This window comes from Paraburkholderia phenoliruptrix (assembly GCF_019511605.1).
GTDB classification, from domain to species: domain Bacteria; phylum Pseudomonadota; class Gammaproteobacteria; order Burkholderiales; family Burkholderiaceae; genus Paraburkholderia; species Paraburkholderia phenoliruptrix_A.
On record NZ_JAEUAV010000002.1, the window covers coordinates 375,079 to 388,453 of the forward strand.

General features: G+C 62.6%; 9 protein-coding genes. 4 read left to right on the top strand and 5 right to left on the bottom strand.

Annotated features, from left to right (window positions below; genetic code table 11):
• Window positions 1–306: 306 nt before the first annotated feature.
• Both JNB89_RS05380 and JNB89_RS05385 read right to left on the bottom strand, forming a co-directional pair.
• On the bottom strand, window positions 307–2,556 hold the full coding sequence (locus tag JNB89_RS05380) for an ATP-binding protein (RefSeq protein ID WP_220361539.1): 2,250 nt from the start codon (window positions 2,554–2,556) through the stop codon (window positions 307–309).
• A 196-nt stretch (window positions 2,557–2,752) separates the two neighbouring features.
• Window positions 2,753–3,982: an acyltransferase family protein gene (locus tag JNB89_RS05385; RefSeq protein WP_220361540.1), complete on the bottom strand. Its 1,230-nt coding sequence runs from the start codon at window positions 3,980–3,982 to the stop codon at window positions 2,753–2,755.
• 368 nt (window positions 3,983–4,350) lie between these two features.
• On the opposite strand from JNB89_RS05385, the gene JNB89_RS31315 reads away from it, so the two are divergent.
• Window positions 4,351–5,082, top strand: coding sequence for a fucose-binding lectin II (locus JNB89_RS31315; protein WP_220361541.1), 732 nt, complete (start codon window positions 4,351–4,353; stop codon window positions 5,080–5,082).
• A gap of 253 nt (window positions 5,083–5,335) precedes the next feature.
• A complete protein-coding gene (locus JNB89_RS05395; protein ID WP_013342923.1) occupies window positions 5,336–6,025 on the top strand; it encodes a hydrolase in 690 nt (229 codons plus the stop codon).
• Window positions 6,026–6,148: 123 nt separating this feature from the next.
• On the opposite strand, the gene JNB89_RS05400 is transcribed toward JNB89_RS05395, so the two are convergent.
• The 3 genes from JNB89_RS05400 to JNB89_RS05410 form a co-directional block, all read right to left on the bottom strand.
• Entirely contained in the window at window positions 6,149–8,038 is a 1,890-nt protein-coding gene (locus JNB89_RS05400; RefSeq protein ID WP_220361542.1) for a feruloyl-CoA synthase, read from the bottom strand.
• A gap of 77 nt (window positions 8,039–8,115) precedes the next feature.
• Window positions 8,116–9,567: an aldehyde dehydrogenase gene (locus JNB89_RS05405; RefSeq protein ID WP_220361543.1), complete on the bottom strand. Its 1,452-nt coding sequence runs from the start codon at window positions 9,565–9,567 to the stop codon at window positions 8,116–8,118.
• 75 nt (window positions 9,568–9,642) lie between these two features.
• A complete protein-coding gene (locus tag JNB89_RS05410; RefSeq protein ID WP_220361544.1) occupies window positions 9,643–10,479 on the bottom strand; it encodes a p-hydroxycinnamoyl CoA hydratase/lyase in 837 nt (278 codons plus the stop codon).
• A 461-nt stretch (window positions 10,480–10,940) separates the two neighbouring features.
• Between JNB89_RS05410 and mhpT the strand changes: the two genes are divergently transcribed.
• The gene (gene mhpT / locus JNB89_RS05415) at window positions 10,941–12,182 is read left to right on the top strand and encodes a 3-(3-hydroxy-phenyl)propionate transporter MhpT (RefSeq protein WP_431026578.1); all 1,242 of its coding nucleotides are present in this window, start codon (window positions 10,941–10,943) and stop codon (window positions 12,180–12,182) included.
• Between the two features lie 46 nt (window positions 12,183–12,228).
• Entirely contained in the window at window positions 12,229–13,371 is a 1,143-nt protein-coding gene (locus tag JNB89_RS05420; protein ID WP_013342928.1) for a porin, read from the top strand.
• Window positions 13,372–13,375: the final 4 nt, after the last annotated feature.

Genomic DNA, 13,375 nt, shown 5'->3' on the forward strand with positions numbered 1-13,375 from the left:
GGTTATTCGCACTACATCCAGAGCCCGGGGAGGCTTGCCGATGTATCACAATGCGAGGTTAACGCAGCGCACCTGGCGTAATTGACGACGTCGCTAAACGAAGGTGTTTTGGCCCAATCCCATGAAACTGGCCGTTTCTGAGGGAGGGTTATCGACGGGCTATGCGTCCCGTATTCGAATGATTTGAAAGCGGCGGTGCGCTTGCAAAACGTTTGGGAGTCGAAAGGAAGTGGCCGAAGCAGACAGCGTAAAGCGGCTAATCAGCGAATGATTTTTACTTCGCGAATGTGCGCGTGTTATTGGCGTTTATCGAACTTCGCCGGAGTCGTCAATGGAAAGGCGGTCGATTACTTCGAGCAGATCTGCGGGCCGCAGTGGTTTGACGAAATGATGATCGAAGCCGGCCGCGCGGCTGCGTTCGCGGTCCGCATTCTGGCCGTAACCGGTCAACGCAACCAGCACGCATTGCCAGTCGACCGCGCGTGCCCGCAATTGCCGGGCGAGTTCATATCCGTCCATAACAGGCAGGCCGATATCGAGCACGGAGATAGCGGGGCGGAACCTGGCCGCCTCCTCGAGCGCCGTGGTGGGATCGTAGGCGGTCTTCACCGAGTGGCCGTAGCTTCTGAGCAGTTCGGCCAGTGCGTCCGCGGCGTCGACGTTATCGTCGACGAGCAGAATGCGCCGTTCAAGTGTGCCTGAGTCTTTCTGCGGGTGCGGCAAGACGAGTGATGCGGGCGGCGCAATGCGTATTTCGTCTTTTCCGCTAGCGGCCAGGACCGGCGACGGTGCGCGCGGCAATACGACCGTGAACTGGCTGCCGCGGCCTGGGCCGTCGCTCGCTGCTTCGACGTGGCCGCCGTGCAGTTTCACGAAGTTCTTGACGAGCGCGAGGCCGATGCCGAGGCCGCCTTCGGCACGATCGATTGTCTGCTTGCCTTGATAAAAGGTATCGAAAACGCGCGGCAATACGTCGGGCGCAATGCCGATGCCGTTATCCCGCACGCCGATGCGGATGGTGTTCGCGTCGCTGCCCGTGGCGCTGACGGTGATTTCTCCGCCCGCTTCGGTGTATTTGCCCGCGTTGATGAGCAGATTGGAGATCACCTGCGCGAGCCGCGTCGGATCGGCCATACATTGCAGTGTCGGATCCACGTCGAGTTTCAATCGATGAGCGCGTTGCTGCATGAGTACGCTCGTCATTTCCACCGCCTTTTCCACCACTTCGCGCACGTCGATCAGTTGCCTGTTCAGCTCGACATTGCCGCGGATAATGCGCGCAACGTCGAGCAGATCGTCCACGAGGCGCAACAGATGGTCGACGTGGCGTTGAATGACCGCGCGCTCGCGCGAACTCGAGTCCGAGCCGTGCCGACCCATCAGTTCCAGCGCGCTGACAATCGGCGCGAGCGGATTGCGCAACTCATGTCCGAGCATCGCAAGAAACTCGTCTTTTGCGCCGTTCGCCTGGCGCAATTCTGAAAGCAGGGCTTCCCGGTCTGCGCGGGATCGTTCAAGCGTCTCGCGGGCACGTACGTATCCCGTCACTTCAACTGCACTGAGAATGACGCCCTCGACTTTGCCCGACGACGCGCGCAACGGCTCGAAATGCAGCGTATAGGCGCGCGTTGAAAGCGGATCGCGCGTATCGTTGGTCCGATATTCTTCGTGCACGATGGGCACGCCGTGCGCCGATACCTGCGCGAGCGCCGCGGCAATAGGCCCGCCACGTTCGTGAGGAAACGCGTCGAGATACGCGCGGCCGATCAGGTCGTCGCGATTCACCATGTCCATGTAGCGCGGATTCGCAAGCTGGAATGTGTGCGTGTCGCCGAGAAGCAGTGCAGAGGCCACCGGGGAATTCATCAGAACCGCGTCGCGTTGATGTTCGGCGGTTCTTCGGCGCTTCATTTCATCTTCCAGCGATCTCGCGCGCTGCTCGGCCAATGCGAGCCGCAGATGCAGTTCCTTGTTGCCGGCGTCGCGCAACGGGCTGCCAGGCAGCACGTGATGATGCGCGTGGCAGATATGGCGAAAGAGCTGCGTGTGCTCCGCGCCTGGAAACAGACTGCCAGGATAGCCGCAAAAAAGCGAGAAGCGATGATGCTCGCCAAGACGGTTCCAGAATTCCTCGAGCTGCAGGGCGGCTTCTCCAAGTCCCTGCTCGCAGAGAATGGCCACCATCTCGCCAAATGCGTGCAGCGGCTGCCCGCGCTGCGCCGCATTCGCGACGAGCGCGCCAACCGTCGAGACAAACAAGGTTTCGTCCGGCCAGCCGTTCACCATGAAGCGCTCAAGCGTGGCGTGCGCGTCGAGCAGGATCAGCCGGTCGTATGTATCGCACTCCATGGACGCGGTCTGTCCGGCATGCAGCCACGAGCCGAGCGACGCGATATGGTCCGCAGTGGCGATCGCGATTGCGGTGCCGCCCGTGTTCAATGCGCGCAGCAGAAAGGCGCCCACATCTTCTGTCAAACCCGCGTCGGATTCGTAGAACTGGACAAAATGGCCTGAGTCGTGCGCGTCCTCATGAGACGGCTGGGTGCTAGTGAGCATCTTTGACTGCCATGGCAAGGCAAGCCTTCTTTCGAAGAACTTACCCCGCCGGTTGTAATGCCGGAATATGTGTTGCACGGAGCAACGGTGCGGCCTTGGCCGCACAGTCGAGACTTGCAGCGCAAACGGGGTGGGCGGACACGCCGCCTCTGCCAAGCCAACCCGCATGGGCAGCAAAGCGCGTGCCTGGTCGCTTTTACAGGCTTCGCGGGTTGTTGTCAAAGCGCCGATCCAGACGGGCGAGGAGCGTACGCGAGACGCGGGTTGCGCGGTCCTGAATCACCCGCTCGAAGAAGCGGGAGAATCCATACGACATTGCCAGTACGGCGAGCAACGTCGCAATGAAGAGCACGAGCGAGCTCTCGCGATCGCTTTGCCCGAACGTGGCCTGAAAGAAGTGCAACGTGGCATAAACGCAGATGAAGTGCCACAGATAGATTCCGTAGCTTTCGCGGCCGAGTGCGCTGGTGCAGCGGCGCACGAGCGTGCCGGCGAACTGGCTGCTGCGCGTTGCACGAGGTTCTCCAGCACCTTCGCCGTTGGCTTGGTCAGTGCGTTGACCCCTGCGCGAACACACGAACAGCAGGAACGCGACCGCGCTGCACGCGGCGAAAAACGGCGCGAGTTCGTGCGCCCTGGCAAGCCACACCCCGAGCGCGGCCGTCGCGAGCGAGAAGCCCGCAGCGAGCGCGAACATCGCGCAAGAGGCACGGCGTGTAACGCTTGCCGCTCCGGTGAGATACGAACGGAACGCGTACCACGCCCACATGCCAACAATAAAGCATGGCCCTTGCACCGGCGGCCAGAAATAACTGAACGAGTTGTTGCTCACATGGCAAACGAGGCCGCCGCGACATGCATTGGTGGACAACGCAACCATCGACAACGCAAGCAGCAGCGTCGCGATCAACAGGCGCAGACGGTTCATTGCCACAAAAAACAGTAGCGGTGCGATCAGATAGAACAGCATCTCCACGCCGATCGACCATCCTCCCGGCACGACATTATTGATTGCAGTGGGCGAGAGCGCATGCAGAAACAGTACGTTGAGCATAATGTCCGTCGCGCCGTGTGCGCCGAGCACCCATGCGCGCTCGTAGCCCGATTGTGCCGCGCCATAACTGATCAGGCCATAAACGACGATTGCCGCGTAGTACATCGGCGCGATGCGAAAGAAGCGCTTGATATAGAAGCGCAGCGTGACGTGTGGCGCGCCGGTGCAACGCCCGAATTCCGCTTCGAGTGTCATGAAGATGGTGATCGCGCTGATCACGAAAAACAACTGCACGCCGTACTGCCCCATACGCGCGACTATCGCAACGCCATGCGGCAGATGAGGGAACTGAAACGACAGGTGCACTGCAACGACACCGACGATCGCAAGCGCTCGACCGAGATCGAGCGCGGCAACACGCCCTTCTTTCATTGGACACATCCTCCTCGATATTCGAGGCCGCCCGACTGGCGGCCCGACGACCGTGGACCTGATGCGTTTTGCGGAAGTTCCTACCTTTTATGCGGGAAAAGGGCAATTTGCGCCGAGCGCCGCAATCGTCTGATGATAACGGTGCGCGCCGCGTTTGAGTAGCTGTCCGGAGAAGGAGTTAGCTAATGCGTCGGGCAACCGTAATCTGCGTCGCGGGACGATGAAGAAGCAAAAGGGCGGCGCGTGCAAGGCCAGACGTGCGCCAGATGCGACGTGCATCGTTCCACCACAACCCTACGCGGCGGGATCGAGCGGCCACTCAGCAGGGTCGCTTTTCAGCGCAGCGCACTCCATAGACGAGGAACGACATGCAACAGCCATTCACTCATGACGATCTGTATGCTCTTTTGCAGCAGGCCGCGACCGATGCATCCGCAGTGCAGGCCAACGGTGCGCAGGCAGTGGTGGACCGAATGCGCCAATTCATGACCACGCAGCTGACTGAGAAGCTCTCCGCGTACGACGTGTTCGTTCACATTTCCGTCTCGCCGTATAGCTTCGACGTGGGCAGCTGGATGAACAAGGTGAAAACGGACGCGAGCGGGCAAATCGCTGCGTGCACGGTTACGTGGGCGGGCGCCCCCGGGGTGCTGCCGGCGGGCGCGTCGAATCTGGGCATCGGTTGCGTCGTCACTTACTTTGCGAAGGCAACGGCGCAGCCGCAACCGGAGCCTCAGCCGGCGGGCGGCGGCGAGCGCGACGGTGTGTTCAATCTGCCGGCGAATATCGCGTTTGGTGTGACTGCGCTCGTGAATTCCGCGGCCGAGCAGACCATTGCCGTCTACGTCGACGACAACCCGACGCCCGCAGCGACTTTCCAGGGCAACGGCACGCAGGACAAGAACCTGCAGACGCAGGTGCTGAATTCGGGCAAGGGCAAGGTGAAAGTCGTTGTGTCGGCAAACGGCAAACCTTCGAAACTGGGCTCGCGCCAGGTCGACATCTTCAAGAAGACGTATTTTGGTCTGGTCGGCTCGGAAGACGGCACGGACAACGACTACAACGATAGCCTTGTCGTGCTGAACTGGCCGCTTGGCTGATCGTTCGCCAGGCGGGCAATCGCCCGGCCGAGCACGTGCACGGCCGGGCTTTTTCAGTGGCTGCACAATTGCCAGGCTTACGCTTTGTTATTTTTAAGAACGATTAAGGACTTGCACAAGGACTCGACACAAGGGCGCCGATAGACTGCGTTGCAGTTTTCCTCGCATCGGAAGCGAGCGCGGCATGTGTTCCGACGCTCCGCAACGCCGGTGTTCAGCAACCCTTTACCGAACCCTTAGGACGTACAAAGCCATGGCTAATCCGAAACTGCAAGTCCTGACGCCTGCCAACTCGCAGATCATCTTCATCGACCACCAGCCGCAAATGGCGTTCGGCGTTCAGTCGATCGACCGCCAGGTGCTGAAGAACAACGTGGTTGCCCTTGCGAAGGCGGCACGCGTGTTCAACATTCCGACCACCATCACGACGGTCGAATCGGAAAGCTTCTCGGGCTATACGTACCCCGAATTGCTTGACGTGTTTCCGGGCCACAAGGTGCTCGAGCGCACGTCGATGAATTCGTGGGACGATCAGAAAGTGCGTGATTCGCTCGCCGCGAACGGCCGCAAGAAAGTCGTGGTGGCGGGCCTGTGGACCGAAGTCTGCAACAACACGTTCTCGCTGTGCGCGATGGACGAAGGCGACTACGAAATCTACATGGTTGCGGACGCATCGGGCGGCACGTCGAAGGAAGCGCACGAATATTCGATGCAGCGCATGATTCAGGCCGGCGTGGTGCCGGTGACCTGGCAACAGGTGATGCTCGAATGGCAACGCGACTGGGCACACAAGGAGACGTACGACGCCGTCATGAGCATCGCCAAGGAGCATTCGGGCGCATACGGTATGGGCGTTGACTACGCGTACACGATGGTCCACAAGGCAGCGCAGCGCGCTGTCGGCACGCACGAGGTGCTCGCGCCGGTGCCGGCACGCAAGTAATTGCGCAGGCGGTTGGCGGGGCAGTGCCTCGCCAATTGCGAATGCCTGACGGCAATTACCAATTGCATATCGGCAATCGCGGCGCGCGGCACGGAGCTTTCGCGTGCCACGCGCCGTCGCGCTTTAGCTCCAGACGTGCGCAGCGTAAATCGCGTGCAGGTCGCGCCGTACGGGATCGTGCAGCGCCTCCACCAGTTCCGCGCGGTGCGTGAGCACCGCACGCTGATTGATCGAGCCTTTGTCGGTGATCTCGCCGAGATCCAGCGAAGGTGCGACCTCGAGCAAACGCAAGCGCGCAATCAGCGTCGCGCCTCCCGTCGATTCGCGATTGAGCCGCTCGAGCAGTTCGGCAAAAAACGCGCGCACGGCAGGCGCATTCACGACTTCGGACACGCTCGCGGATGCGGGCAGTTGCGCAAGCCGCCGGCAGTCGTCCAGCCGTGGAAACACCAGCACGCCGACATCGTCGCGATTGAGCCCGGTGACCACTACGTCCTGCACATACGGCGCGCCAGCGGAGATGATTCGGGCACGCATCGGCCCCACGCTCACGAAGGTGCCTGAGCTCAGCTTGAAGTCTTCGGCAATGCGGCCGTCGAACATCAGACCCAGTTCGGGCTGCTGCGGGTCCACGAATTTCAGCGCGTCGCCGCTACAGTAATAGCCTTCTTCGTCGAACGATTGTGCGGACGTTGCATGGTCCATGCGCCAGTAGCCGCGCATGACATGGGGGCCGCGATAGCGCGCCTCGAGCTTGCCTTGCACAGGCACGAGCTTCACTTCGCAACCCGGCGCCGGCACGCCCACGTAGCCCGCGCACAGGGCCGGCAGCGTCGTGAACAGACACGACGGGGCAGTCTCCGTCATGCCGAGGCCCGCCATGATGCGGATGCGCTCGCCACAATGGCGTTCGGTAACCTGCTGCAAGCGGTCCCACGCTGCCTGCGAGAGCCCTGCGCCAGCGAAGAAAAACACCTTTACGCGCGAGAAAAACGTCTCGCGCAATTGCGCGTCGGTTTCCAGTGCGCTCGTCAATTCTTCCCAGCCTTTCGGCACGTTGAAGTAAATGGTGGGTGCGATCTCGCGCAGATTGCGCAGCGTCTCCTCGAATTTGCCGGCCACGGGCTTGCCGTCGTCGATATAAAGCGTGCCGCCGTTGTAAAGCGCAATACCCGCGTTATGGCTGCCGCCGAACGTGTGATTCCACGGCAACCAGTCGACCAGAACGGGCGGCTCGTCGGCGAACTGCGGAAAAGTTTCGAGCAGCATCTGCTGGTTGCTGCACAGCATGCGATGTGTGGTGGGCACAGCCTTCGGCAAAGTCGTGGAGCCGGAGGTGAAGAGAAACTTGGCGATGCTGTCCGCGGCGATAGCCTCGTGCGCAGCATCCACTGTTACAGGCGTGGTGTCGAGCAGCGCCGCGAGATCCGTCACCGCGCGCCCGCATGAGCCGGTGGCTGCCACGACCTCGACGTCGGCGGCAACGCTCGTGTCGATGGCGCTCGCGAACGCGGCTGCATCCGTCGCGAACACGAGGCCGGGCGTGAGCAGTTCGAGTGCGTGGCGCAGTTTGCCGTAGTCGCTGGACACGAGCGAATACGCCGGCGAAATGGGTGCATACGGCACACCAGCCCACATGGCGCCGAGCGCGATCATCATGTGTTCGAGATCGTTGCCGGAGAGAATCGCAACCGGCCGCTCAGCCGACAGCTTGCGATCGAGCAGCGCCTGGCCGATGGCCCGCGCGTGCTGCAGCATCTGCGCGTAGCTGATGCCGCGCCATGCGCCGTCGGCGCCGCGGCGCGCGACCAGCCAACGCTCGGGGTGCGCATGCGCGCCGCTCGCGAGCCGGTCGGTCAGGCGCTGTGGGTACGCGCCGGGTTCCGCCGCGGACTTCATGTACCACACGTCGCCATGGCGACGCACGCGTGCAGGCGCCGCTCCTATCCGCACTTCGCGATAACGCACGGATGCCTCCTTGTCGACACGGGTTTGCGTCGGCTGCGAATTCACTGATTGTCTCCTTGCTGCCACTCTCCGTCTGTCGCGAAGAATGCTGATTCGAATAATGCCGATGCACGGCGTGTATTTCAGACCGGATAGTGGCGCGGGCCTGTCTGAATCGTAATCCAGCGCAGGTCGGTAAACTCGGCAATCGACGCTTTGCTGCCGAAACGACCGTAGCCGCTGCCCTTCACGCCGCCGAACGGCATCTGCGCTTCGTCGTGCACGGTCGGCCCGTTGATGTGGCAAATGCCTGACTCCACGCGTTTCGCCACGCTCATCGCTCGCGCAATATCGCGGCTGAATACGGCCGCCGACAAACCGAACTCGCTGTCGTTGGCCACCTGCACCGCTTCGTCGTCGCTATCCACGCGCAGCACGGTCACGACGGGTGCGAACGACTCTTCGGCATAGAGCTTCATGGCCGGACTGACCTGATCGACGATGGTGGGCTGCATGATCGCGCCATCGGGCACGCTGCCGCCGAGTATCGTCGCGCCATGCTGCCGCGCGTCGTCCACCAGCGCGGCGGCGCGCCGCGCAGCATCCACGCTGACCATCGCGCCGAGCACGGCACGCCCGGAGGTAGGTGCGTCGGCAACCAGTTGGCGGGCCTTGTCGGCCAGCTTGCCGACGAGCGCATCGGCCACGCTGCGATGCACGATCACGCGCTCGGTCGACATGCAGATTTGCCCTTGATTGAAGAACGCGCCGAACGCAATCGCGTCTACTGCCGCATCGAGGTCGGCGTCGTCGAGCACGAGCACCGGGGCCTTGCCGCCGAGTTCAAGCAACGCGGGCTTCAGGTGCTTTGCCGCGTGCATCGCAATGATGCGGCCCACGTGGGTCGAGCCCGTGAAGTTCACGCGCCGCACGGCGGGATGCGCAATCAGACGCTCGACAATGGCGGGGGCATCGTCAGGGGCATTCGTCACGACGTTGACGACGCCGTCGCCGAGTCCCGCTTCATGCAGCACGCTGCCGATCATTCTGTGCACGCCCGGACAGGCTTCCGACGCCTTCAGCACGACGGTGTTGCCGCACGCGAGCGGCATGGCGAGCGCGCGCGTGCCGAGAATCACCGGCGCATTCCACGGCGCGATACCTAGCACCACGCCGCACGGCTGCCGCACCGCGAGCGCGAGATTGTCGGGCGTATCCGTGGGGATCACGCTGCCGTCTATTTGCGTGGTCATGGCTGCTGCTTCGCGCAGCATATTGGCCGCGAGATGAACGTTAAAGCCGTACCAGTTGGCCATGGCACCCGTTTCCGCCATGCCGCATTCGATGAACGCGCCGGCTCGCGCGTCCATGATGTCGGCGGCTTTCAGCAGGCGCGCGCGGCGCTCGCTTGGCCGCAATGCGGACCACGCGGGGAAAGCCGCAGCGGCGGCCTGAACTGCGGCGTCCGCGTCGGCAAGCGTGGCGGCCGGCGCGCGGGAAGCCACCGCGCCGGTGACGGGGTTGATGCGCTCGAAGGTCGCGCCGTTCGAAGCCGGGCAGTCCTTGCCTGCGATCAACATGCTTACTTCGTTCACGATGGCTGTCTCCTTTGCTCGTTCGTCATGCTGCGCGCTGCAATCGCAAAGCACGCAGGCATCTTCATTCGTGCGTCATTCGCTGCGCTTGTACGCCTGCAGCCCCGGCTTGATCGATTTCTGATCGAGAAACTGCCGCAGTCCTTCTTCGCGGCCTTTTTCCGGATCGCGCAGTTGCGCCTGATCGAGCTTCGCGTACAGATAATCTTCGTTCTGCTCCCACGTCAGCTCGCGCGAGCGTTTGAAGCCATGCTTTGCGGCGCGCAGAACCACAGGGTTCTTTTCGAGCAGCTTCGCGGCCAATGCGACGGTCTCCGCGCGCAGTTGCTCGCGCGGCACGCTCTTGTTGACGAGCCCCATAGCCGCGGCCTGCGCGCCGTCGAAAGTGTCGCCGGTCATGATGTAGTAGAGCGCCTGCCGATGCCCGACGGTGTCCGCCATCGCCTTGCTTACCAGATTGCCCGGCGGAATGCCCCAGTTGATCTCGGACAGGCCGAACACGGCTTCGTCTGCTGCAATTGCCAGGTCGCAGGCAACGAGCGGCGAGAAACCCCCGCCGAAACACCAGCCGTTGACCATCGCGATGGTCGGCTTCGAGTACATGCGCAGCAGCTTCCATTGCCACTGGCAGGCGTCGCGGCGAATCTTTTCCTGCAGGATTTCCGGGCCCGCATCGACTTCACGGAAGTACTCCTTCAGGTCCATGCCCGCCGTCCACGCGTCGCCTGCGCCGGTCAGCACGAGCACTTTTGCATCGGCGTCCAGCTCCAGCGTTTCCAGTACCTGCACCATTTCGCTGTTCAGCGTGGGGCTCATGGCATTGCGCTTCTCGGGACGATTGAACGTCACCCATGCGATGCCTTCCTGAACTTTCACGTCGACCGTTTTCCAGCGACCCTCGTAACTTGCCATGTTTGTAGCTCCAGCGCATTTCGCGCGTATCAATGCCGGTGGTGATGTGCGAGCACCTGATTGCGTCCGTTTCGCTTCTGCGTTGCTTCTGCAGGCGTTTGTCTCGTGCCCGAAGCGCCGGGTCGTATCAGGTAACCTGATACATAGTCTAGTATCAAGCGGCCTGCGACACAATCGCTATGTGATCGGGGAAAACCCTTGCGCCCGAGCACCGCGCCGCTTACCTGGGGTATCCACCGAATGCGCTGCGCTTGTTTTGTCAGGGTGCCTGATATTTAATATGGCCGATCGCAGCGAGCTTTGCGCGTTCTCATGAACGCGCATTCATTTGCCTGTAATCTCAGGAAGCCTGATACAAAAAGACCCGGCAGCGGCAGCCGTCGACACAACAAGCAATCCACTTTGCATGGGGCCCGAATCACGCACGCACGCGCGTCGCTTCGGGCCGAAAGGAGACAGACATGAAATCCACCAGAGCAGCCTCGCCAAGAGACGGCATGACGCAATCCGCCGCGCGCACCGGCACTGTCATGACTTTGAGCCTTTGTTTCGCGGTTGCCCTTCTCGAGGGGCTCGATCTTCAGTCGGTGGGCGTTGCGGCGCCCCGCATGGCGCGTGAATTCGGCCTGAGCGTCGCGCAAATGGGACTCGCGTTCAGTGCCGGCACCTTTGGACTATTGCCGGGCGCGATGCTGGGCGGACGGCTCGCGGATCGGATTGGCCGCAAACGCATTCTGATTCTATGCGCGTGCCTGTTCGGCGTGCTTTCCATTGCGACCGCACTGGTCAGCAGCTTCGGCATGCTGGTGTTCGTGCGCGTATTGACCGGCATCGGCCTGGGCGGCGCGTTGCCGAACCTGATTGCGTTGTCGTCCGAAGCCGTGCCGCAAAAGTCGCGCAACACGGCCGTCAGCGTGATGTACTGCGGCATTCCGTTCGGTGGCGTGATTGCTTCTATGGTCGGCATAGCCAGTGCCGGCGATACCGAGTGGCGTCATATCTTTTACGTCGGCGGAGCCGGGCCGCTGCTTCTGGTGCCGCTGCTGCTCGCATTCCTGCCGGAATCCACGGCGTTCGAGCGGGCGTCGCACGGCATGAACGCGAAGCCCGCGCCGGTCGGCGAGGTGCTGTTCGGCGCAAACCGCGGGCTTTCGACGCTGCAAATATGGGTCAGCTACTTCTGCACGCTGATCGTCCTTTACTTCCTGCTCAACTGGTTGCCCTCGCTGATGGCGGCGCGTGGACTCGCGCGAGCGGAAGTGGGCTACGTGCAGATCTTTTTCAACATCGGCGGCGGGCTCGGCGCGCTTTTCATCGGCATGTTGATGGATCGCCTGCGCGGCGGCGTGGTTGTGTCGGGCATGTACATCGGGATTATTGCGTCGCTCGCGGCGTTGTCGATTGCACCCGGCTTCGCGGCGCTGATGGTGTCCGCATTCTGCGCCGGAATGTTCGTGATCGGCGGGCAGTCGGTGCTGTATGCGCTTTCCGCCGCGTTCTATCCGACGGCGATGCGCGGCACTGGCGTGGGCGCCGCGGTGGCGGTGGGCCGCGTCGGTTCGGTGGTGGGGCCGCTCGCCGCGGGCCAACTGCTCGCGATGGGGCGCAGTTCGTCGACGGTGATCGGCGCAAGCATTCCCGTCACGCTGATCGCCGCCGCGGCGGCGCTGCTGCTGATTCGCCGCCCGCGTGCGGCAGATTGATGAGCCATCCTGAGTAAAAACACAACAACGTTTGGAGACGATCGCGATGCAAACAGTCAAGACCCGGCTTCTGGTATCTGGCGCCCTTTGTGCGCTCAGCACGAGTGCGCTCGCGCAGTCGAGCGTCACGCTTTACGGCATTATCGACACGGGTATCGAGTACGTGTCGCATGCGAATGCGGCAGGCGGCCACGTGTTCCGGATGCCCGCCGTGACGGGCGAATTGCCCTCGCGCTGGGGCCTGCGCGGTGTCGAAGATCTCGGCGGCGGCTATAGCGCCGTTTTCACCCTGGAAAGCGGCTTTAACGTTCGTGACGGCAGTTCGGGGCAGGGTGGACGCCTCTTTGGGCGCCAGGCTTTCGTCGGCGTGAAGGGGCCGTACGGCACGCTGGCATTCGGCCGCCAGTACACGATGACCTATCTGTCGCTGCAAGGCGCGGACATCATCGGCCCGGACATCTATGGCATGGGTTCGCTCGACGCTTATGTGCCGAACGCGCGCGCCGACAACTCGATCACCTACATGGGTTCGTACAAGGGCTTCACGCTCGGAGCGGGCTATTCGTTCGGCCGCGATTCGGCGGGCACCGGCAATTCGCCCGGGCAGGGCACCTGCGCGGGTTCGGTGGCCGGGCATCCCACGGAATGCCGCGACTGGTCGGTCATGCTCAAGTACGACGCCCCGAACTTCGGCATCGCGGCATCGTATGAGGAACAACGCGGCGGCGCGAGCGGGCAGGCAAACTTCTTCGACGGCGTCGCGCCCACGCCGCTTGGCAACGGCGCGGACAAGGACGCGCGCACGCATGTCAGCGCGTATGCGCAATACGCGGGCGTGAAGCTTGGCGCGGGCTGGCTGGGCCGCCGCGTGGTGACGGATTCCCCGGCGGTGCCGAACGTGCGCTCGGATCTTTTCTTCGTCGGCGCATCGTACTTCGTCACGCCCGCGTTTCTGGTCGACGGAGAAGTGTTCCGCATCATCAACAGTGCACACGACTCGCGCGCGACGATGGGCACCTTGCGCACCACGTATCTGCTGAGCAAGCGCTCGTCCGTGTATGCGCAGGCAGCCTACCTCGCGAACAGCGCGAAAGCACGGTATTCGGTGAGCGGCGGCGGTGGCGGCACGACGCCCGCCGCGGGCATGGGGCAGACGGGCGTGATGGTCGGCATCAAGCACGCGTTCTAGGAGA